We start from the raw sequence: 446 nt of genomic DNA on the forward strand, positions 1-446 counted from the left end.
GCCTGGAACGGGTCGGCGTCCACCACTCCAGTCTATCAAACACCCGTTCGATCGGAGCGGACCTGTAAGTGGCGTAGCGCGAACCGCCCCGGTCCGGCCCGGCCCGGCCCGGCCCAGGAATGCACATCCCCGCCGGCGATCGTCGTCCTGGCGATCGCCGGCGGGGATGGCGCCCGAGCCTGGCCCGCCGCGCGCTGACGCACGTCGACGGGTGCAGGCGACATGCCCCGGAATGCCCCGGCGGCGTCGTCTCCGGCTCGCCGAATCCCCGCCGGATCGGGTTGTCGGCGGCCATCTGGGCCTTTGTCTGCTCGGCCGTTTCCTTCGGCATCGTTTTCTCCAGGATTCCCGTGTCGAACGAGCCCGGGCTGACCGTGTTGACCCGGATCTTTCGCGGGAGCAGCTCGCGGGCCAGGCTGCGGGTCATGGAGCGCAGTGCCGCTTTG

General features: G+C 70.6%; 1 protein-coding gene. It reads right to left on the reverse strand.

Going from position 1 to position 446, the window contains the following annotated elements; genetic code table 11:
- Positions 1 to 436, reverse strand: a 436-nt coding sequence (locus G6R25_RS32135) for an SDR family oxidoreductase (protein WP_268904216.1), incomplete at its 3' end; no start/stop codon positions are given.
- Positions 437 to 446 lie beyond the last annotated feature (10 nt).

The sequence above is a fragment of the Candidatus Frankia alpina genome (genome assembly GCF_902806485.1).
GTDB classification, from domain to species: domain Bacteria; phylum Actinomycetota; class Actinomycetes; order Frankiales; family Frankiaceae; genus Frankia; species Frankia alpina.